At 65.9% G+C, this 20,486-nt stretch carries 18 protein-coding genes; 7 read left to right on the forward strand and 11 right to left on the reverse strand.

Going from position 1 to position 20,486, the window contains the following annotated elements:
• Positions 1 to 9: 9 nt before the first annotated feature.
• The 3 genes from NP4_RS22540 to NP4_RS41105 form a co-directional block, all read right to left on the reverse strand.
• On the reverse strand, positions 10 to 420 hold the full coding sequence (locus NP4_RS22540) for an Hsp20/alpha crystallin family protein (protein ID WP_068001148.1): 411 nt from the start codon (positions 418 to 420) through the stop codon (positions 10 to 12).
• A 484-nt stretch (positions 421 to 904) separates the two neighbouring features.
• Positions 905 to 1,672, reverse strand: coding sequence for a ribosome hibernation promotion factor (locus NP4_RS22545; protein WP_245998719.1), 768 nt, complete (start codon positions 1,670 to 1,672; stop codon positions 905 to 907).
• A gap of 565 nt (positions 1,673 to 2,237) precedes the next feature.
• On the reverse strand, positions 2,238 to 2,522 hold the full coding sequence (locus NP4_RS41105; RefSeq protein ID WP_147288101.1) for a hypothetical protein: 285 nt from the start codon (positions 2,520 to 2,522) through the stop codon (positions 2,238 to 2,240).
• Between the two features lie 836 nt (positions 2,523 to 3,358).
• On the opposite strand from NP4_RS41105, the gene NP4_RS22550 reads away from it, so the two are divergent.
• The 3 genes from NP4_RS22550 to NP4_RS22560 are packed head-to-tail and all read left to right on the forward strand — an operon-like array spanning position 3,359 to position 6,056.
• A complete protein-coding gene (locus NP4_RS22550) occupies positions 3,359 to 4,711 on the forward strand; it encodes an alpha/beta family hydrolase (RefSeq protein ID WP_068001154.1) in 1,353 nt (450 codons plus the stop codon).
• A complete protein-coding gene (locus tag NP4_RS22555; protein ID WP_082876126.1) occupies positions 4,708 to 5,637 on the forward strand; it encodes a ribose-phosphate diphosphokinase in 930 nt (309 codons plus the stop codon). Before NP4_RS22550 ends, NP4_RS22555 begins: the two co-directional genes overlap by 4 nt.
• Positions 5,634 to 6,056 (forward strand): archease, encoded by a 423-nt coding sequence (locus NP4_RS22560; protein WP_068001158.1) that lies wholly within the window; start codon positions 5,634 to 5,636, stop codon positions 6,054 to 6,056. The genes NP4_RS22555 and NP4_RS22560 overlap by 4 nt, the downstream gene beginning before the upstream one ends.
• 44 nt (positions 6,057 to 6,100) lie before the next feature.
• Here the strand turns inward: NP4_RS22560 and NP4_RS41705 are convergent, their stop codons facing one another.
• From NP4_RS41705 to NP4_RS22570, 3 genes are all read right to left on the reverse strand, one after another.
• Entirely contained in the window at positions 6,101 to 6,391 is a 291-nt protein-coding gene (locus NP4_RS41705) for a BON domain-containing protein (protein ID WP_082876127.1), read from the reverse strand.
• A 61-nt stretch (positions 6,392 to 6,452) separates the two neighbouring features.
• The gene (locus NP4_RS40125; RefSeq protein ID WP_147288100.1) at positions 6,453 to 6,803 is read right to left on the reverse strand and encodes a CBS domain-containing protein; all 351 of its coding nucleotides are present in this window, start codon (positions 6,801 to 6,803) and stop codon (positions 6,453 to 6,455) included.
• An 84-nt stretch (positions 6,804 to 6,887) separates the two neighbouring features.
• Positions 6,888 to 7,169: a hypothetical protein gene (locus NP4_RS22570; RefSeq protein WP_068001160.1), complete on the reverse strand. Its 282-nt coding sequence runs from the start codon at positions 7,167 to 7,169 to the stop codon at positions 6,888 to 6,890.
• Positions 7,170 to 7,603: 434 nt separating this feature from the next.
• Between NP4_RS22570 and NP4_RS22575 the strand changes: the two genes are divergently transcribed.
• Positions 7,604 to 9,376, forward strand: coding sequence for a sensor histidine kinase (locus tag NP4_RS22575; RefSeq protein ID WP_082876130.1), 1,773 nt, complete (start codon positions 7,604 to 7,606; stop codon positions 9,374 to 9,376).
• Between the two features lie 145 nt (positions 9,377 to 9,521).
• Here the strand turns inward: NP4_RS22575 and NP4_RS22580 are convergent, their stop codons facing one another.
• The 4 genes from NP4_RS22580 to NP4_RS22595 all read right to left on the reverse strand — a co-directional run bounded on the left by NP4_RS22580 (position 9,522) and on the right by NP4_RS22595 (position 15,907).
• On the reverse strand, positions 9,522 to 10,883 hold the full coding sequence (locus NP4_RS22580; RefSeq protein WP_281277696.1) for an RtcB family protein: 1,362 nt from the start codon (positions 10,881 to 10,883) through the stop codon (positions 9,522 to 9,524).
• Between the two features lie 67 nt (positions 10,884 to 10,950).
• Complete coding sequence (locus tag NP4_RS22585; protein ID WP_068001166.1) at positions 10,951 to 11,373, reverse strand: archease; 423 nt, start codon at positions 11,371 to 11,373, stop codon at positions 10,951 to 10,953.
• A gap of 221 nt (positions 11,374 to 11,594) precedes the next feature.
• A complete protein-coding gene (locus NP4_RS22590) occupies positions 11,595 to 14,423 on the reverse strand; it encodes an AMP-binding protein (protein WP_245998717.1) in 2,829 nt (942 codons plus the stop codon).
• Positions 14,424 to 14,554: 131 nt separating this feature from the next.
• A complete protein-coding gene (locus NP4_RS22595) occupies positions 14,555 to 15,907 on the reverse strand; it encodes a nicotinate phosphoribosyltransferase (protein ID WP_068001171.1) in 1,353 nt (450 codons plus the stop codon).
• Between the two features lie 205 nt (positions 15,908 to 16,112).
• Between NP4_RS22595 and NP4_RS22600 the strand changes: the two genes are divergently transcribed.
• A complete protein-coding gene (locus NP4_RS22600; protein WP_245998707.1) occupies positions 16,113 to 17,912 on the forward strand; it encodes an adenosylcobalamin-dependent ribonucleoside-diphosphate reductase in 1,800 nt (599 codons plus the stop codon).
• Positions 17,913 to 17,976: 64 nt separating this feature from the next.
• Here NP4_RS22600 and NP4_RS22605 read toward each other — a convergent pair whose 3' ends face one another.
• Positions 17,977 to 18,459, reverse strand: a complete 483-nt coding sequence (locus NP4_RS22605; RefSeq protein ID WP_156524933.1) for a hypothetical protein — start codon at positions 18,457 to 18,459, stop codon at positions 17,977 to 17,979.
• A gap of 758 nt (positions 18,460 to 19,217) precedes the next feature.
• Between NP4_RS22605 and NP4_RS22610 the strand changes: the two genes are divergently transcribed.
• Together NP4_RS22610 and NP4_RS22615 are read left to right on the forward strand one after the other, a co-directional pair.
• Positions 19,218 to 19,664, forward strand: a complete 447-nt coding sequence (locus NP4_RS22610; protein ID WP_255285534.1) for a transporter associated domain-containing protein — start codon at positions 19,218 to 19,220, stop codon at positions 19,662 to 19,664.
• Positions 19,665 to 19,779: 115 nt separating this feature from the next.
• Entirely contained in the window at positions 19,780 to 20,229 is a 450-nt protein-coding gene (locus NP4_RS22615; protein ID WP_068001183.1) for a protealysin inhibitor emfourin, read from the forward strand.
• Positions 20,230 to 20,486 lie beyond the last annotated feature (257 nt).

The raw sequence follows: 20,486 nt of genomic DNA on the forward strand, positions 1-20,486 counted from the left end.
CGATCGTGTCTAGTCGCCGGATTTCACCGGTACTTTCTTGCCGACCTGCTTCGGCTCGACGACCGGCATCGTGACCGTCAGGATGCCTTTCGCGTAGGTGGCGTCGATGTTTTCCTCCTGTGTGCCCTCCGGCAGCGTCATCGTGCGTGCGTAAGAGCCATAACCGAACTCGGACCGCCGCTTTTCCTCCGGCGCCTCGATGCGCTCGGCCTTGATCGTGAGCTTGCGGTCGTGTACAGAGACCTCGACGTCCTCGTCCGGGTCGACGCCGGGAAGCTCCGCACGCACGACGTAGTGGCCGTCGTCGATCAGATCCTCCACTCGTAGCGGATGGGTGCTGCGCACGGACATCTGCGTGAAACTGCTCCACAAATCGGCCAGCCAGGAACCCGGCTGACGGCGAACGGAAAGTGGACTCATGTTTCCTCCATCATGAATAGCCTTATGACACATCACATTCCATGTATTTTGTTTGCCGAGTCGGCCATCCACGACGCCGAAATCCAAGTTCCTGCTGGGCCACTCGGATCGCCTCGTCATTGCCTGGATTCACCGATGGCCGACCAGAGCCACTGTCCCGCTCCTGGGCCGCGTGCTACAGAGTCCACGGCCCCGCGTACCAAGGACATTGGTCCCTCGAGTCCGAGGGTCGCTGAAGTCCCTGTCGCAGTACGCGCTCGGCCGCAGGTTATCGATCGAACTCTTTTCCGGCTCGGCCGGATGGGAGACCATCCCCGGGTGGTGCGCGTGAGGGTTTTCGTCATGCCATCGAATCGCCGTGACACTCCGGCGGCTGTTCCTCTCCCGCAAGGCGATCAGGCCGGTCTTCCTGCCGCAGGACAGCGCGTCGACGACTGTCTGCGCCGCGACCAGGACGAAGAGCCGACGGGCACTGCTCAGACCACTATGTTGCTGATGGCGTGATCAGCCCGTAGTGGCCGTCGTAACGGTGGTAGAGCACACAGCCGCGCTTGCGCTCCCGGTCGCGGAAGAACACGAAGGGCCAACCGGTCACCTCCAGCCGCGCGATGGCGTCCTCGACATCGAGCTCCGGCGCGGGGGCCGGGCTCACCGACACCGGAACCGCACCCTGGACAATCATGTGAGGCTGCGGAACCAGCTGAGCCAGGCGGTAACCGATGTCGGTGCGGTACAGCACGCTGTCGGTGCGACTGCCGGATTCGGTGAACAGATGAAAGCCGTAATCCATTGTCTCCATATCGAATGCCGCCTCGTCGCAGGTTTCATCGGCAAGCGCGAACGACTTGTGCCGCACCACCTCCCGCTGCTCCGACGGGCGCGGGAAATACGGTAACGGCACACGTGGGGTCTCGCCGTGGCGCCATTCGTGTGGCCCCGGACCGGGCCCGGCGCCTCGAACAGCCTCCCAGTGCCGCGACAGCCTTTCCAGGCGCGCCTTCAGTCGCGCCTCCAGCAGATCGATCGCCTCCCGGGTCGTGGCCGCGGCCACCTGCACCCGCACCCCGCGTCCGTCGAAGTTCACGTTCGCCTGCGCCACAATGGGTTTCTCCATAGCCGGGTCCCGGTGCCCGGTCAGGCGTACTCGCGCCGACAGCACCGGCTCGGACGCATATCCCAAAGCATGCGTGATCTTTTCGCGCGCATATTCGGCTCCACCAGCCGACACATGATGTCCGATCGAGATCTGCACCAATGAATCCGGAGCCTTGGTCACCTTCCGCATGGCTGTTCCACCTTTCGCCTCACAAGGACTGGCATCACCGCAATCGAATGTTGCGCTGGCCGTTGTCGATCGCCTGTATCGATCGGTAACGCGATAGCACGTGGATTTCCGCAGGGGGCAGTCCCCCGAACCCGCATCAGGACGCGTTCGCGCTGGTGCACAATCGAATCCAGCGCAGGCTCCTCGATGTGTCGTCGCAGCATCGGCGACAATTCGAAGGTACTGGCCGTCGCTCGACATAGGCCGATCGCCCACGCGTGTAGTGCTGACCCGACCGCACGAACGTTGTCGGGCCGTGTCCGTTCAGCGCCGCACTGCTCGAGGAACGATGACTTTCGTCCCCCGTATTCGAGAACTTGGCCTCTTATGGAACAACCCCGCGCGTTGCGACACTGAGAAGGCTCGCTCGAGGCGCCGGACAGGTGACTGAGGCCTACGGGCCTGGTTTGACCTATCGCCCTAAGACGGGGTGTCCGACCTCGGGCGGGCCCCTGCATGTCGCGCCCGGTATCGAAACTACGCCGTGCCGTAGTCACAGCATGTCCTGCAGTGTCCACCCATCGCCTTCGGACAGTCCGAGTTTCCGGGCTTTCAGCAATGGCGACTGTGCCGCAGCTTCGGTCAGGTGACGGTCCACCGCCTCACAAGCGATGTTCACGCCGCCACCTGGCGGTCCTGCGAAATCTAGTCTCGCTGCGTCCCAGCTGAATTCCCGCCGCGCCATCTCGTGATGGGAGAGGTTGGCCGCGGCTCGTTCCCGAGGCGACTTCTCGATCGGCTTCCAGCGATCGGAGCAGCCGACGCTGTTGTTCGTCATGTCTGTTCACACAGCTGGGACGTCACGCCATCGGTCGGTAATTGGGGGCTCGAGACAGTTTCTGCCGGAGCCCTGTGCTGCTTGGGCCGACTTCATGATCTGTTCGAGCGGTCGTGTCGAAGGATCTGCCCGAGTACGGCAACCCCGTCTTTACGACGATAGGCCGATCAGTCGAATACCTCCTGCGTCGGCCGAGTCCGCCATCTCGGGCAGATCACCGGGTTTCCCCGGCACATCGAGCATCTCACGCCCGAGCCCCGCTACGCAGGGGTCCGAGGTCCGTACCTCGACATTCGAAAGTCACCGCACCACAGGGCGTTCCACGAGCGGGCAACGACGCCGAATTCCTCTGCCGCTGGTCTCGGCACGAGAGGCCCTGCGTCCTGGGGACATAGGTCACACATCGCGAGTAGTCCCCGTCCCTATCGGGAAATCCCCGGCGGGAGCAGGCTGGGTCGAATACCGTCGGGCACACTCCGCTGGCACGGCCGGACCCGACGCCGTTGCGGTCGTGACCCTCAGGGAGTCGAAGAAGCACCTAGCGAACCACGCCGAGCAACAATCCGCCTGCCCGCCGGTGTCCGGTATAGAAGTGCGGCTGTCGACGCGTACGTGAGAGTGACATTGCACGCGGTCCCGTCGTCCACGATGGGACACCGGCGCTGCTGCGGATACCGACCGCCCGTCGGAGTCTTGTTGTGGCCCATGTGCATTTGCCCGGGGAAGTCGGCCGGAGGCAGGGACTATCGTCCTCGGCGTCGATGACAACCGCATCTGTCCGCGACGGCCGAAGACCTCGAATCTGGAGATGGTCAGTCGCAGTAGGAGGGGTTCCCATGCTGTTTCACGATCGCAGCGACGCCGGTCACCGGCTCGCAGTCCGTCTGCAATCTCTGCTCGGCGAGGACGTCGTCGTCGTCGGCCTGCCTCGCGGCGGTGTGCCGGTCGCCTACGAGGTCGCCCGCGCGTTGGGCGCACCGTTGGATGTGCTCGTGGTGCGTAAACTCGGCGTGCCGTACCAGCCGGAGCTGGCATTCGGGGCCATCGGCGAAGACGGTGTCCGCGTCCTCAACCAGCGGGTCGTGCAGGAGATCGGGCTCGCCGACGGGGATATGGATTCGGTGGAGTCGCGTGAGCGCGAAGAGCTTTCCCGCCGGGTCGAGCTGTACCGGCGCGGCCGTGCCCGAATTCCGGTGCGCGGGCGCACCGTGGTGATCGTCGACGACGGCATCGCCACCGGAGCCACCGCCCGCGCAGCCTGTCGAGTCGCCCGGGCACTAGGAGCGGCTCGGGTGGTCCTCGCCGTCCCGGTCGCCTCCCGCCAGGCGCTGGCCTCGCTGGGGCCGGAGGCCGACGAACTGATCTGCCTCGAAACTCCGAGGTGGTTCTTCGCAGTCGGCCAGTGGTATCGCCACTTCACTCAGACCAGCGACGACGAGGTCACCGACCTGCTCCGGCAGGCCGCTGCCGCTGTCCCCGAGCCGCGGTACACGAGCCCGGGAGATCCACCGTTGCGCGACGATGAGGTACGGGTGGTCCTCGGCGATCTCGAACTGTCCGGTCATCTCACCATCCCCGAAAACCCCACCGGGATGGTCATCTTCGCCCACGGCAGCGGCAGCAGCCGCCACAGCCCCCGCAACCGCTACGTCGCCGCCGAACTCAACCAGGCGGGCCTGGGCACCCTGCTGTTCGATCTACTCACTCCCAGCGAAGAACTCCACCGCGCCAACGTCTTCGACATCGAACTGCTGTCCGACCGGCTCGTCGAGGTCACCACCTGGCTGACCCGCCAACCACACGCGACGGGACTGCCGATCGGCTACTTCGGCGCCAGCACCGGCGCCGCCGCCGCGCTGCAAGCCGCCGCCGACCCACGCGTGCGGATCGCCGCAGTGGTCTCCCGGGGCGGCCGCCCCGATCTCGCCGATGCCGATCTGTCCGCGGTCCGGGCGCCGACACTGCTGATCGTCGGTGGCCGCGACCAAGCGGTGCTGGAACTGAATCGCTTCGCGCAGCGGGCCATGTCGTGCGAGAACCACCTCGAGGTGGTACCCGGTGCCACCCACCTGTTCGCCGAACCCGGCGCCCTGGAACAGGTCGCCGCCCTGGCCCGCGGCTGGTTCCTCGCTCACCTGGCACCGACCACCACCGGCCCACGCACTGGGAAGGACGCCGGACGATCATGACCACGCTGCGTATCGTGTCCGGCAGCGCCAACCCCGGCTTGACCGCAGCCGTCACAAACTATCTGGGTGCCGGACCAACCGTCAGCACGCTACAGCGCTTCCCCGACGGCGAGCTGCGCCCAACCGTCGAAAATGTCTGCGGCAGTGACGTCTACGTCGTGCAGCCGACCGCCCCGCCGGTCAACGACCACCTCGTCGAGCTCCTGCTGCTACTCGATGCCTGCCGACGCACTCGCGCCGCCCGCATCACCGCGGTCGTACCGTATTTCGGATACGCTCGCCAAGACCATCGCAGCGCCGAGGGCGAGCCCCTCGCCGCCCGTGTGGTCGCCGACATGATCGCCCACGCCGGCGCCGACCGGCTGATCGTCGTCGACCCGCACACCGCCACGCTGGAACGGATGTGCCCGATCCCGGTCCAGACACTGACCGCAATACCGATCCTGGCGCAGGAGATCGCGCTGTCCGAAAGGGTGGTCGTCGCCCCGGACGAGGGTGCGGTCAAACTCGCCGAACGGTATGCGGCCAAGTCCCGCGACTCCCTCGCCGTGGTACGCAAGCAACGCGAAACCGGTGCCACGGTCAGCGCATTCGACGTGGTCGGCGATGTCCGGAACCGGCTGACCGTCATCGTCGATGACATGATCAGCACGGGCGCCACGATCGAAACCGCGGTCGGGCTGCTCCGCTTGCACGACGCGGCACCCGACATCATCGTTGCCGCCACCCACGGCGTGTTCACTCACGGTGCCCTCGGCCGCCTACGAGCGCTCGGCCTGCACCGCCTAATCGTCACCGACACCATCCACCACCCCGATCCATCACCCCCGATCCAGGTCTGCTCGATCGCCCCGATGCTCGCCGAGGCCATCGCGCGGCTGCACGCAAACCAGCCCATGCTCACCGTGCCGGCCCCAGCACGATGAGCCTGGCCGATACCTGGCATAGGCTGGTCCCGCACTCCGCCGGTCTGAGGATCGAGGCCTGGGCGCCGGGCCGGGAACATTGTCTCGCCGAGGCCGTGGCCGGACTGGTGGACAGCTTTCTCGGCCGCCCGCTTCCCCGACCGGAGGTCGGCGTCGAATGGGATCTTCCAGCAGACCGCGAGGAGAACATGCTGGTACGCCTGCTCGAGGAGGCCATCTACCAGATCGATGTCTTCGGCCGGGCCCCGGTGGCCGCCACCGTCGAGGCCACATCCAGCGGCCTGCATGTCCGGTTCGATATGGCCGACCTCGAGCACACCGAACCCTGCGGCCCGGCGCCCAAGGCGGTGTTGCTGCACCTGTTACGGTTCGCCCCCGACACCCACGGCTGGAACTGCGCCGTCACTATCGACGTCTGAGCATCGAGAACACTTGCACAGCCGACAGTATCGGAGAGCCCGATCTACCTCATGGGGTCGTTCGTCTCGGCTTCGACGACCTGGTCGCCGGAGTCCGGGTGTTGTCTGGATTCGATGAGGAGTTCGCTGCGCACATCGACGACACCTTTCACACCCGAGGTGAGAGCGATGAGGATATCGATCATGATCGGGTGCGGCACCGTTCCGAACAGCGTGACCACACCGTGACACACCTCGACCGAGACCTGCGACTTCTCGGCCGGATCGCCCTCTCCAGGATCTGGGATCGGAGGTCGGGGGCCAACTCTGCGTCGGTGCGCAGATGCACCGACAATATGTCCTTACGGCTGACGATGCCCACCAGCTCACCGTCGGCATCGACCATCGGGAGCCGTTTCACACCGCGCTGGCCACCGTCGCCGCAGCCGCGGTGAGTCCGGCGTCCGGAGCAACCGACACCACCGGTGCGTTCATTACCTCTGTCGCCGTTCTGGTCACACCTCTACGAGCGAATGCTCGGCGCCACAATAGATCCCACATCGTCGCGCCGACAATCCCGCCCGTCAGGGCCTGCCTGCCCATCAGATCGGCTTCGGTGACCATCCCCACGACATGCCGTTGCGGATCGAGCACCGGAACACCGCTGATACGGTGTTCGGCCACGATGCCCACGATGTCCCGAAACGGCGTATCCGCCTGCACCACCACATCGCGGGTCATCACATCAGCGACTGTCTTATGCTTCACGACCTGCCCATCCCGCCGAATCCCACCGTCGTGCCACCGAGATCCCGAACGTCTCAGCGGCACGCAGAACTGCCCGCTCCGTGATCAACTCGCCACCTCGAGAGAGCGGCGGCGCGTCCGGTCGGCGAATGCGTCTGCGGCCCAGCTGAACTCGACGCCAACAGTGAACCAGCCTCGGTTTGCCGAGTAGGAGATGTCGAGTTCGCGGTCGACCCTTTCGGGCACCGCGATGTGTCCGGGGGCTCCGAGCCCGCCGTAACCGAGGTCGTGACCGGTCTCGAGTTGCTCGGCGATACGACGCAGCTCGGTCGCCAACTGCGCGCGGGTGATGCTGCGATGGTCTCGATAGATTCTCTGGTTCGACATGGTTCTCAGCAGACAACACCGACCACGGCGACGGCCAGAGTCCAAATGCCCGGGTCCGGGCGCACAAGCCCGCAGACATACTGTCGAGGCCATTTCCCACGGTGTCTCACTCGTGTGCGCCGATACCGACGTGCATCGCATGCTGAACCGTCGGGTTTGGTTCTCGCATCCGACCTTTCATTGCTGGTTCACATCGCACGATGCAGGTTCCGAGAATCTCGGCATCCCGGCCGGAACCCATTTCATCTTCGGTCGAAGATGAAATAATTGAGCGTTGAAGGCATTTCGTGCCAGGGCCTTCCCTTCACCGGCTGCAGTGCTGCGACGGCAGATTGGCGTCCGATCGACGGAGCGTCCCCCTCCATCCGAGAGGATGCGACACCAGTGGGTGCTGCGGTATGCAGCACGAGAACTCAGCGAAGGGGACAGCACCGATGTCGACGAACGGTGCACTCTCGGTCGGTCCTTCCGATGTGGCGAAACCGGACGACCGGACCGAATCATTCACGGTACGAGCTGATCTGGCTCACCTGCGGCTGCGTGAACTGCTGACCGAGGTCCGCGACCGCGTCGAGCAGATGTTCGACATCGGCGACAGTGTGGACGGGCTGGTGGATGCGATGCTGGTTGTCACGTCCGGACTCGAGCTGGGCCCAACACTGAGAGCGATCGTGCGCGCCGCCGCGGTCCTCGTCGATGCCCGCTTTGCTGCTCTGGGAGTTCGCGGGAACGATGATCAGCTCAGTGAGTTCGTCTACGAGGGGATCGACGAGACAACCCGGGCGAAGATCGGGCACTTGCCTGTCGGCTGCGGCGTGCTGGGACTGTTGTTATCCCAGCCGAAGCCGATACGACTCGACGATCTCACCATGCATCCCGTGTCGGTCGGGTTTCCCCAGCACCATCCACCGATGCGGACCTTTCTCGGTGTCCCCGTGCGGATCCGCGGCGAGATATTCGGCAATCTCTACCTCACCGAGAAGGCCGACGGACAGCCGTTCACCGAGGACGACGAATTGATCGTGCAAGCCCTCGCCGCCGCTGCCGGCGTTGCGATCGACAATGCCCGCCTCTACGAATCGACCCGCGCTCGCCGGGCATGGATCGAGGCCACCAGCGAGATTACTGCCGAGTTCCTCGCCGACACCGAACCCGAACAGGTGCACGCACATATCGTGAAACACGCCCGCCGCCTGACCCGCTCGGAACGCGCCTACCTGGCTGTCCCTCGCGATCCGGATTGCCCCGCGACAGAGGTCGACGAACTCGTCATCACCCAATGGTCAGGGCCAGGAGCATCGCTGTCAGGACGGACCGTGCAGATCGGCTCCGGCTCGGTCGGTGACGTCCTACGACAGGCAACCGCCGCGCAGGCCGATCACCTCCCTCCGGACGATGCGTGCAGCGACTTGCTCGGCAGCGGTCCAGTACTGATTCTGCCCCTGCGCCTGCCCGATTCAACACTCGGTGTGCTGATGGCGGCACGGCCGTCCGGGACCGGACCCTACTGCGAGGAAACCCTGGAACTGGCTGCCGCCTTCGCCGATCAGGTCGCACTCGCGATTCAGCTGGCCGATGCCCAGCGGCACATGCGCACACACGAGGTAGCGACCGAACGTGCCCGTATCGCCCGTGATCTGTATCGCGATGTCATACAACGCTTGTTCGATCTCGAAATCACGCTGCACGCAATCGTGCCCGACATCCGCAATCACGCTGTCCGACACCGACTCTGCGAAATCACCGACGACCTACAACAAGTCATCCACGACATACGGACATCGGTCTTCGACGCACACCAACCGGACCGCGTCGGCCCACATCTGCGGCAGCGGATCACCGACGCTGTCAGCCAACACATCGGCGACACCGGCATCGACGCCACCGTGCACATATCCGGGTCGCTCTCGATCGTCGAGCCCGCACTGGCCGATCACGTGGACGCCGTTGTCCGAGAGTCGGTCAGCAACGCTGTCCGCCACTCCGGCGCCGATACGATCACCGTCGACGTCGTTGTGGGAGACGACCTGACGATCATCGTGGCCGACAACGGGACGGGGGTCCCGGACACCATCACACCCAGCGGCCTCACCAACATGGCCCACCGCGCCGAACAGTCCGGCGGCTCCTTCACCATCGGGCCGAATCCCCACAGCGCAGGGGGCCGCCCGGGCGCGCGCACATGCTGGACGGCGCCACTACAGTGACCAGCGCCGCCGCGCCCGCCGGTTCCGCATCGCCTCGCCATGGCCCGAACAGCCAGGGCCACAGGAGAACTCCGCCAGGATTGCATCCAACGAGGGACCGGCACCACCCCGGTTCTGTGTATGTCGGTATCCGACGATGTCGTGGTCAGCCTTTGACGACTCCGATCGGTACGAGGCGGGCGACCTTGCGGCACAGTCCGGCGCCTTCGCTGGCGGCGACCACCGCGGTGATGTCCTTGTAGGCCGCCGGCGCTTCCTCGGCGAGCCCCTTCCAGGAGGCGCCACGGACGGCGATCCCGCGCTCTTCCAGCTCGGCCCGCAACGCTTTGCCGCCGACGGTGCGCGCGGCGGCGTGCCGGCTCCAGACTCTGCCCGCGCCGTGGCAGGTGGAGTGGAAGGCATGTCCGGGCTGGACTCCGGTGAGCACGTACGAGGCGGTTCCCATGGTGCCGGGAATCAAGGTCGGCTGACCGACCGGAGCCAGATCGTCGGGCAGATCCGGGTGCCGGGGCGGCAGGGCCCGGGTCGCGCCCTTACGGTGCACACACAGTCGACGTGTCCGGCCGTCGATCTCGTGGGTTTCGAGGGTGGCGAGGTTGTGCGACACGTCGTAGACGAGGTCGAGGTGAGTTCCGGTGCGAGCCTGGAAGATCCGCCGAGCCTCTTCGGTGAGTAGTTGCCGGTTGGCGCGGGCGTAGTTCGTCGCGGCCGCCATCGCCGCGAGATAGTCGCGGCCCTGCCGGGACTCCACGGGCGCGCACGCGAGCTGCCGGTCGGGGACGTCGATGCCGTAACAGGCCATCGCCGCATCCATCACCCGCACGTAGTCGCCGCACACCTGATGCCCGAGACCGCGTGAGCCGCAATGGATCATCACGCACACCTGGTCGGCGCGCAGCCCGAACACGCTCGCGGTCGGTTCGTCGTAGATCTCGGCGACGGCCTGGACCTCGAGGAAATGATTCCCCGAGCCGAGGCTGCCCACCTGCCGCAGCCCGCGTTCGAGGGCACGATCACTGACCAGATCCGGATCGGCGCCCGCCACAGTGCCAAGGTCCTCACATCGCCGCAGATCACGCTCCACTCCATGCCCGCGACCGACCGCGTAAGCGGCCCCGCCGGAAAGGATCCCACCGAGCTCACCACGAGAGACCGGCCATACACCGCCGTGCCGGAAGCCGCGTGGAATCGCCACGTCGAGATCGTCCACGACCGCCTCGAGCACCGGCGTCAAGGCATGACGGTCCAGATCGGCGGCCAGAAGCCTTACCCCGCAGGAGATATCGAAACCGACCCCACCAGGTGATACGACACCACCTGCGGCGATATCGGTGGCCGCGACACCACCGATCGGGAAACCGTAGCCCCAGTGCACATCCGGCATGGCGTAGGAGGCCCGCACGATCCCCGGCAGCGTGGCCACGTTCACCACCTGCTCCAACGCCTGATGGTCGCCGACTTCGGGCAGCAGCGCACGGGAGGCGAATACCACGCCGGGAACCCGCATCCGGCCGCACTGTGGGATACGGAACCGGAATGGGGCCTCCTCGACAAGCTCGATAAGGGTTTGCTGCTCAGACATCGATGGTCACCACACAGCGCCAGCCGTTCTCCACCGGCCGCAACCGGATGTCGTGCAAGGAGACCGCTTTGGGCATCGCCCCGCACGCCGTGGCCTCAGCCAGCTCAGCCATCTCGAACCGGACCCGCCACCCGTTCGGTGTCGACTCGACGGTGGTCGCGACGGGAACATGGGAGAACACCTCCATCTGATAGATGACCTCGTCCAGCAGATCGGCCAGCAGATTCTCTGCGTGGTCGTCGAGCAACGTCCACTCGACCGTCGACGACGGATGCGGTCGCGGACGATCGATGAAGCTGTCCACCAATGCGTTCACCGCTTCGACCAGACACTGCGCCTGGGTCGGAGCCCACGCTTCGATACGCAGATCGGCAGTGTGCGGCACGGATACATGTCCCGCTGATCGGATTGCCATCACCGACTCCAATGCCCCAAGACAGGCCCCCGGGTTTCCCCGACCTATCGAGCCTTCCCCCGGTCGGCGTGACGGTCATGGGTCTTCGGTCCCCGTTTCGGACGAGAAAGTCACCCTTGGTCCACGGCCACCACGGCTCCACCTCATGGCTCGTAACTTGCGGTTGAGCTCCGCGGCCGGGAACCAGTTCGATGTCGTGGGGAAGGTGCTGTGCGGCTGTGTCATTCGATGTCCGGTTCTCCTGACAGGTGCAGCACAGCGTCACGTGCGGTGCGCTGCAATCGAACTGCCTCGGTCCAGTCGGTATTCGCGGCGCGGAGCGGGTGAGCGAGGGCGATGGCGATCGCTCCCCGCCGCGGATAGCCGTGCTCGGGCCGCAGAATCGTGCGGGTGCCGCGAATACCCACGGGAAGGACAGGCGCCGCGGCCTGGGCCGCGACCACGAACGCGCCGATATGGAAGGGCCGCACCCCGGTAGCGCGCGATATGGTGCCCTCGGGGAATATCACGAGCGATCGACCGGATCGGACGTGGTCGACGAGGCGCGCGGTATCGGCAACACCGTGTTCGCGTTCATGCCGTTCGACGAACTCCGTGCCGAGCCGCCTGAGCACGAACCCACTGAGCCGCCGATGCTCGAACACCTCCCCGGCGATGAAACGGAACGTCCGCGGCAGCACCGTCGCGATCACGAGCCCGTCGAGCCAGCTTTGATGATTCGCCACCACGATCACCGGCCCCTCCGGCAGGCAATCGAGACCGTGCACGGTGACTTCGGTCTCGGTGAGACGAGCCAGAAGCCGAGCCGAGCCGCGAATCAGCTGCCAGCGCCAATGCATGCTCGGAAGCACCGCCAGCAGGATGACCACCGGCACGGCCAGCGCGAGGAAAACCACCCACGCGTAGGCTGCGAAAGCCGTAGCGGCGGCACCGCGACGGGTCCGGCGCCACGACGGCACGACTGCGCGCAGCCGCAGCCGAATCAACTCCCACCACAGCGGCCGTGGTCGTGCACCGATCCTGCGCTGCTCGTAGATCTCTCGGCTGGCGGCCCGCCGGATTTTGCCGCTCGAGGTCTTCGGAACGGTGCGCGGTGGGGCGAGGACCACCTCGTCGGGTGGCACACCGAGCAGATCCACCGTCGTCGAAACGATCTGCGTGCGTAGGGCGTCTGTCGCCTGGTCTCCGGAAACTCGGGTCTCGGCCATCACCACGAGCCGCTCGGGGCCGCCAACCGGGTTCGCGGCGGCGAACACTGCGACACAGCCCTTGCGGACGCCGTCGAGGTTGCCGACCGCCTCTTCGAGTTCGGCGGGGTGAAGGTTGCGGCCGGCACGGATGATCAGGTCCTTCACCCGCCCGGTGACGTAGAGATCGGCGTCTGCCAGATAGCCCAGGTCGCCGCTGTCGAGCCAGTCACCGTGCAACAGCGACCGCGTAGCTTCAGCATTGTGGAAGTAACCGGCGGTCGCCGAGGGGCCGCGGAATTCGATGCGACCCTCGTTGCGGTCACCCAGCTCGATTCCGGCGCTGTCCACGATCCGGATCTCGTGCCCGGGCAGGGGCCGTCCGCAGGCGACAAAGCACAGCGCATGCGTCTCACCGGGTTTCGCGGGGGCGGCTCGTCCCGAACGCAGAAACTTCTCGCGGTTCACACGGTCGATGACCGGATCATGCCCCACGAGTGGAAACGTCAGACCGACCGAGGATTCGGCGAGCCCATACACCGGCGTCATCGCGCTCGGCCTGAATCCGTAACTGGTGAAGCGCTCGGTGAACCGCTGAATTGTCGCGGGGCTGACGGGCTCGGAGCCGTTGTAGGCCAACCGCCAGGAACTCAAGTCGAGGTCCTCGAGCTCGCCATCATCGATCCTGGTGAGGCAGAGCTCGAAGGCAAAGTTCGGGCCGGCCGAGATGGTGCCCCGGTTGGCGTGAATCGCCCGCAGCCACCGCGACGGGCGGGTCAGGAACACCTGTGGGCCCATCACCACCAGTGGGACGCCGAAGTAGAGGGGCGACAGCCACGCGCCGATCAAGCCCATGTCGTGGTACAGGGGCAGCCAGCTGACGAACGTATCCATCGCCGTCACCCGCGCGGCCTGGCCCATCGCCCTGATATTCGCCAGCAGATTCAGGTGGGTCAGCGCGACGCCCTTGGGCTGGCCGGTGCTGCCGGAGGTGTATTGCACCAGTGCGAGATCGATGGGTCGAGGCCGAGGACGGGCTCCTCCGACGGAGCCTTCGAGGGCTTCGGGGACCACGACGTGGCGCAGACTGTCGACGTTCGAGCGCAGCAGCTGACCGACCGACACGGCCTCGGGAACGGTGACCAACAGAGCCGCCCCGGCATTGGCGAGGATGCCGATGTGGCGCCGCAGATGATCCGCCAACTGGGACGGACGGGCCGGCGGATACAACGGCACCGGCACCGCGCCCGCCAGCATCACCCCAGCGAAAGTGACGAAGTACGCCCTGCCGGTGGGCAACATGATCGCAATCCTGTCGCCCGGCATGACATCTCGCATCAGTAACCCCGCCGCTACCGCCGCAGCCTCGCGGTGCAGCATCGCGTAGGTCAGATCCTCAGACCTGCCCAGCTCATCGAGGATGCGGATATGCAACCGATCCGGGCCCGTGCGCACATGCCATTCGAGGGCTTCGACCACGGTCGACGCCTCCGTCGCCGCACCCCCCGCCGCAGTGGCTACCGGCGAGACCAGCCCGACCTCCTCGCCCGCCGATGCACGGCCACGGTCGATGGCGCATAACAGATCACGCGGTGTCTCGGCACTGGTCAGGACATGAGGGGCGAGCGCAACCCCGAACGCGGCCTGGACCCGGAGCAGCAGCTCAGCCAATTCCAGACTGCCGATACCCAAGTCGTCGAACCGGCTGTCGAGCGACACGGTATCCCGCGACACATGAGGATGGACCTCGGCGACCAACTGCTGAACCAGGCCGAGGACGCGAGCGGTCCGTTCTCGGCTCACCATCGGCCGGGAGGCAGCTTCCGGCCGTGCGAGGCCGCGATCGGAGACCGAATCAACCACGTGGAAGCCTTTTCGGCGCGAGCAGCACGCATACTTCAACTCAGCACCTCACAGCCCGTTGGGAAAGGGTCCGAAGACCCATACCGACGTTTCGCCCGACGAATAGGCGTGGGTCGAGTACCCCGAGCGAATTACCGCCCGTTGCTGTGCCGACCAACCGGCCCGGCGAGCCCGTGGGCCGCGTTCTGGACATCGGTGGTGAGTCGATCGAGCCGTGGTGAGATCGCGGCAACCGGGGTGACCGGAAAACAGAGGTCACTGACGTCCTCGGGGAGTTCGACGAGATCGGCTTCGAAACGTGCGCGCCCTGCGCATACGTCCTCGACGGCTCCCAGGCGCCGCCCCGCAAGCATGACCGGTTCGAGCAGCGGACCGGTGCCCGCTGGTGCGGGCTCATCGCGACAAGCGATCACATCGCGCAATCCGTCGCCGCGGAAGATCTGTTTCGGCCCAGGCATGGTGGCCTTGCCAGTGGACAGCTTGGCGACCGGACGACTGTCGTAAGCGACCAGCTTGTAGGCGCTGTCGAGGTAGGGCGCGTCGGCCGACACTCCCATCCGGGTCCCGATACCGGCCGCGTCGATCGGCACACTGCGGGACACGAAAGTGGCCAGGTCGTGTTCGTCCAAGCCACCGGAGACGACGATCCGGACCTCGGGCAGGCCGGCCTCGTCGAGCATCCGGCGCGCATCGATCGCGAGTAGGGCCAGATCGCCGCTGTCGAGGCGAATCCCGGCATGCCGTTGTAGACCCAGACGTCTGATGACGTCGATGGCGTGGGCCACGCCGCCGAGCGTGTCATAGGTGTCGACCAGGAAGGTGGCCCGCTCGGGCTGGTCGGCGGCGAAGGCATGGAAGGCGTCGAGTTCGGTCGGGAACGCCTCGATATAGGAGTGCGCCATGGTGCCCGCCGGGCGCAGGCCATAGCGGCGAGCCGCCTCCACGTTGCTGGTTGCCGCGAACCCGACCATCGCCGACAGACGCGCGACGGCCAGACCGGCCTCGATCCCTTGGGCACGACGAAAGGCGAAATCTACCAACTCGATTCGGTCGGCGGCGGCGATCCGGCAACGGGCGGCCTTGGTGGCCATCGTGGTCTGGAAGCTCACCTGGTTGAGCAGATAGGTCTCCACCAACTGCGCCTGCACGATCGGCGCGGTCACCTCCAGAATCGGCTCATTCGCGAATACGATCCGCCCGTCCCCGACCGCCCACACATCCCCGCCGAACCGCATCGATGCGAACGACGCGAGCGTCCGGTCGTCGAAACCGATACCTGCCAGATAGTCGAGATCAGTTGGCGAGAACCAGAATTGCGCCAACCAGTCCAGGCAGTCGGAGAGGCCCGCGGCGACGAGGAAACCCCGATTCGGAGGCAGGTCACGGACGAACAGGCTGAACGTCGCCGACCCAGTCATCTTCCGGCGCAGATAACTGGCCGCCATGGTCAACTCGTACAGATCGGTCAGCAGCCCGCCCGACATATGTCCAGTATGTACCCCGGACACCGCAGACCGGGAGCCGCCGTTCGTGCCGAGCTTATCCGGCCTGCCGTTCGCGATACCCTCGAATGATTCGGTCCCGAAATCTCCTGTCGCGCGGGACATTGGTCCTCACCGGAGGAGGACTTTGCCAGCTGTGGATACCAGGTGCGCTGTCCGATGCTGAGACCTCGAGGAGGTGGTGGCGGTGACCGAGGCGCGGACCGAGGCCGTGGATGACCTAGGCTTGTCGCCGGCCGCGCTGGCGGTGGTCACCGAACGGTATCTGCGCCGCGACGTCGATGGCCGGATCTGCGAGTCGACCGGGCAGATGATGGATCGGGTCGCCGAGTTCGTCGCCCGAGCCGAAGACATCCACCGCCCCGGCAGCGCGGACCGATGGGCGGCGCGGTTCTCGGAGTTGCTGCGGGCTCGTGAATTCCTGCCGAACTCACCGACATTGATGAACGCCGGTACCGGATCCGGTGTGCTGTCGGGGTGTTTCGTGCTGCCGATCGACGATTCACTGGAGTCGATCTTCACCACGCTGCGCACCACAGCGCTGCTGCATCAAGCTGGCGCCGGTACCGGATTCTCGTTCTCGCATCTGCGACCCCACGGCGACATCGTGTCCACCACCGGTGGGCGAGCCAGCGGGCCGGTATCGTTCATCGAGCTGTACGACGCTGCGACACAAGTCATTCAGCTCAGCGGACGGCGACGCGGAGCGAGCATGGCCGTACTCGATGTGCATCACCCGGATATCGCGGCGTTCATCCGCGCGAAGGCCGACACCACGACACTGCCCACCTTCAATCTCTCGGTCGGGATCACTGACGAGTTCATGCTCGCCGCCGCCGAGAACCGGCCCCACCCGCTGATCAACCCCCGCACCGGCCAGGTCGTGCGGGAAGTCTCGGCGCGTTCACTCCTGGATGACATCGCGGCACAGACGTGGCGCACCGGCGAACCGGGAATCCTGTTCCTGGACACGGTCGATCGCGCCAACCCCCTGCCCGCGTTGGGGCGGTTGGAGGCCACCAACCCCTGCGGGGAGGTGCCGCTGGCCGCCTATGAATCGTGCAATCTCGGCTCGATCGCCCTGCCCCGCTTCCTGGCCGGCGACGCCCTCGACGACCGGCGCCTCGCCGACGCGGTGCGGGTGACGGTACGGTTCCTCGACGACGTCATCGACGTGGCGACCTATCCCGCACCTGAGCTCGAGACGGCCGCGCAGGCCACCCGCAAGATCGGCCTGGGCATCATGGGACTGGCCGAAATGCTCGCGGCCCTGGGACTTCCCTACGACAGCGACGCGGCGGTCCAGTTCGCTCGGCACGTGATGGCACGCATCGCACGGTGGGCGCACGCGGCCTCGCGCGAACTCGCGGCCGAACGGGGCGCCTTCCCCTTGTTCGACCGCAGCCGCCGGGCGCAACACTGCGCCGCTCCGATGCGCAATGCGCAGCTCACCTCGATCGCGCCCACCGGAACCATCTCCCTGCTCGCCGGTACCTCCGCGGGAATCGAGCCGCTGTTCGCCCTCGCCTACACCCGCCACCTGCTCGGGCACGACTTCGCGCAGGTCGATCCCCTGTTCGAGCGCCTGGCCACCGAGTGCGGGGTATGGTCGGCGCAGGTCGCCGCCGACATCACCGCGACCGGCACCGCCGCGCCCGCGGCTCTGCCCGCCAACCTACGGCGACGCTTCGTCACCGCCCACGAGATCGACCCGATCTGGCATGTCCGGATGCAGGCCGCAGTGCAACGACACACCGACGCCGCCGTCGCCAAAACCGTGAACCTGCCGGAGAACGCGACCGTCGACACCGTCCGCGGCATCTTCCGCCACGCCTGGCGAGCCGGCTGCAAAGGCATCACCGTCTACCGGGCAGGCAGCCGCCGCGACGAAGTCCTGCGACACCCACCCGCCGGCACCGCCGACCACCCGGTCGACGTACACGGCACCTACACCGGCGGAACACCGGCACCCGGCCGGACATCATGAACAGGGGTCCCCCCGATAGCGCACGGTATCCGAGCGCCGATACCACGGCGGGATGTGTACCCCGTTACCGCGCGATCGAGGGCTTCTGTTCGCCCAGGCCATCCGGCCGATCGTCGCGGGCCCCGTCGAGTCGGCGCACCATGGTGGATGTGCCCCAGTCTCGGCGAATGGCCAGTTCCAGCGCCTGCCGATTCTTCGCGTCCACATAGGACAACAACGAGCGCAGGGGTTCTCGATCGTCGGGCTTCAACTCGTCGATACGAACGGTCAACTGCTCCAGGTCGTCCCGGACACACGACAGCGCATAAACCGATCCCCCACGCCTGCTGGCGGCCAGCACCGATGCCAGGGCGTTCTCGATCTCGATCCGCTCCGGGTGCTGCGACGCGGCGCCCTCGGCGAGTGCATCGAGAGTTGTGGCTTCGAGGTAGTCGTACAGTCGGCGGACCGCGCGCTGCTGTGGATCGGATTCGTCCAATGCGTCTGCAGAGCTGCTCAGTGCGACGACGCTGTCACGCAACGCGCGCACGTTGCTGGTAGTCGACACTCCCCGTAGCGTGTCGAGCATCGACAGGAGCTGCCGCTCAATCACATTCGCTCTCATCCCCGGCCTATCGTCGCAGTCCATCGCCGCTTCCTGTCCTCACACGCGACGCTCGCCTCACTGTGTTCCAAATCCAGCGCAGCCGACAGGGCATATCGCCCCTCGTCTCGGTGACCATCGGACACAGCTGCGATACCGCAGGAAACAACCTGTATCAGCCAGGCCACGCTTCGATTCCCCCAATTGGAACTGCGACATCCCCCGAACTTCACCGCGCTACCGAAGACATGCCGCGTATCCTGTAGTGCTCGAAGCTATTTCAGCGCTGAAACGCGGCACCCAGCGGTGGCGGGCAGTCTCAATCTTGCGCGCTTCGTGGGCCTCGGGCTGCGCCGTCCCGGTGGTTACCACCGCAGCAACCGAAGCGGCGAACGCGGGCGCCGTTTCGTGCCCGTGGCTATGAGGATTCCTCCGATGTCGCGAGGCCGAGATCGGAGGGCGGGAAGGGGCGGTGATATGAGCTTGGTCGTGCTGGGGGGACTCAACGGGTTGTTCTCGGGCAGCGAAACTGCTCTGATTACTCTGCGCGAGGGATAGATTCGGCGATTGGAGCGGCGTCAGGACCGGGCCGCCGCCACGCTCGTGCGGCTGGCGCGTGAACCCAACCGGTTTCTCGCCACGATCCAGATCACTATCACGCTGGGCTACGTGACCTCATCCTTCACGACGGCCGCCTCACCGACGCCGCACGCCCCGCCGTCGTGTTCCCCGACTCGATGCGAGTGGCCGATGCGTTGCGCCGATTCATGACCGAGCACGAACAGTTCGCGCTGGTCGCCAACGAACACGGCGACATCGACGGCATCGTGACATTGGAAGACCTGCTCGAAGAAGTGGTCGGCGAGATCTACGACGAAGCCGACCGGGACATCGCCGCGGTCCGGCACGAAAGCAACGGCGCACTGCTTTTGCCCGGCACCTTCCCGGTGCACGACCTGCCCGAACTCGGCGTGCGGATAGACGATGCACCGACCGGCGATTACACGACCGTGGCCGGACTGGTGCTCACCGCACTCGGCCGAATTCCACGCCAGCCCGGTGATCGGATCCCTTTGCACGAGTGGGTGATCGAGGTCGCCGGCATTGAGGGAAACACTGTCAGCGCCGTTCGCCTGCACGCTGTCCCCAGTGGGCGAAACCTGCGCTGACATCGCGGCGGCGGCATGCCTCGAACTCCCGCCCCCTCGCTGGCAGCCGACCAGGGCGCTGCCACCGAACCGAAGCGCCATTGTCTCGACCTGCCCGCGCCGATATTGTGCGGCTATGGGCGAATTGCGGTCCCACCATGGCCACGTGCCGCTGCTGGTTCTTTCTGCCGCTGTAGTCGGCGCGCTGGTTCTCGCGTCGGCGGCCTGCGGCCGCACCAGCGAGACCCGGTCCGGGACAGGCACTTCGAAAGCAACCAGCGTCGAGGTCAACCGGACCGGCGGCTTTGCCGGGGTCAATGAGTTCTACACCGTCGACGGCAGCGTCGAGGACCAGCGACGCGGCAAGTTGTTCGACATGGTCGGCAGTGAGCAGTTCCGGGCATTGAAAGACAGCTACACCGAACCGAACGGTTGCCGCGACTCGTACTCGTACGCCGTGACCGTAACCTACAGCAACAGCGGCAGCAAGCGCGTCACCACCGAGGAATGCAGCCAAGCGCCCCAATTACTGAGCGATGTCATCACCCTCACCAAGGAAATCGGGCACCGCCGCGGCGGTAATTAGCCCAGAACCGAGAATCGATTTTCAACACTCGCCAGAGAGCGGATCCGCCATGCAGACTTCTCGTCACTTACCGGGCCGGTGAGGAGAGCTGCGATGATCGCGATCGTGGTAATGGGGATCGCGAACAGAGCGCCGATGATCAATCAGCGAGAACGGATGATCGCGTGTGACAGCAGGCCGTAGTTGTCACCAGCTGCGGCCGTCGACCACTGTTTCGGGGAGCGGTGTCACCAGAGGAAGACATCGTTGTGGCGAGG

The organism is Nocardia pseudobrasiliensis NBRC 108224, assembly GCF_001613105.1.
Taxonomy (GTDB): Bacteria; Actinomycetota; Actinomycetes; order Mycobacteriales; family Mycobacteriaceae; genus Nocardia; species Nocardia pseudobrasiliensis.

Bases quoted from the DNA above. Each gene is read 5' to 3' on its own strand.
- NP4_RS22555 (WP_082876126.1), top strand. From the start codon at position 4,708: ATGACCACGCTGCGTATCGTGTCCGGCAGCGCCAACCCCGGCTTGACC.
- NP4_RS22575 (WP_082876130.1), top strand. From the start codon at position 7,604: ATGTCGACGAACGGTGCACTCTCGGTCGGTCCTTCCGATGTGGCGAAA.
- NP4_RS22570 (WP_068001160.1), bottom strand. From the start codon at position 7,169: ATGTCGAACCAGAGAATCTATCGAGACCATCGCAGCATCACCCGCGCG.
- NP4_RS22580 (WP_281277696.1), bottom strand. From the start codon at position 10,883: ATGCGGGTTCCCGGCGTGGTATTCGCCTCCCGTGCGCTGCTGCCCGAA.
- NP4_RS22615 (WP_068001183.1), top strand. From the start codon at position 19,780: ATGGGCGAATTGCGGTCCCACCATGGCCACGTGCCGCTGCTGGTTCTT.
- NP4_RS22550 (WP_068001154.1), top strand. From the start codon at position 3,359: ATGCTGTTTCACGATCGCAGCGACGCCGGTCACCGGCTCGCAGTCCGT.
- NP4_RS41105 (WP_147288101.1), bottom strand. From the start codon at position 2,522: ATGACGAACAACAGCGTCGGCTGCTCCGATCGCTGGAAGCCGATCGAG.
- NP4_RS22540 (WP_068001148.1), bottom strand. From the start codon at position 420: ATGAGTCCACTTTCCGTTCGCCGTCAGCCGGGTTCCTGGCTGGCCGAT.
- NP4_RS22585 (WP_068001166.1), bottom strand. From the start codon at position 11,373: ATGGCAATCCGATCAGCGGGACATGTATCCGTGCCGCACACTGCCGAT.
- NP4_RS22595 (WP_068001171.1), bottom strand. From the start codon at position 15,907: ATGTCGGGCGGGCTGCTGACCGATCTGTACGAGTTGACCATGGCGGCC.
- NP4_RS22560 (WP_068001158.1), top strand. From the start codon at position 5,634: ATGAGCCTGGCCGATACCTGGCATAGGCTGGTCCCGCACTCCGCCGGT.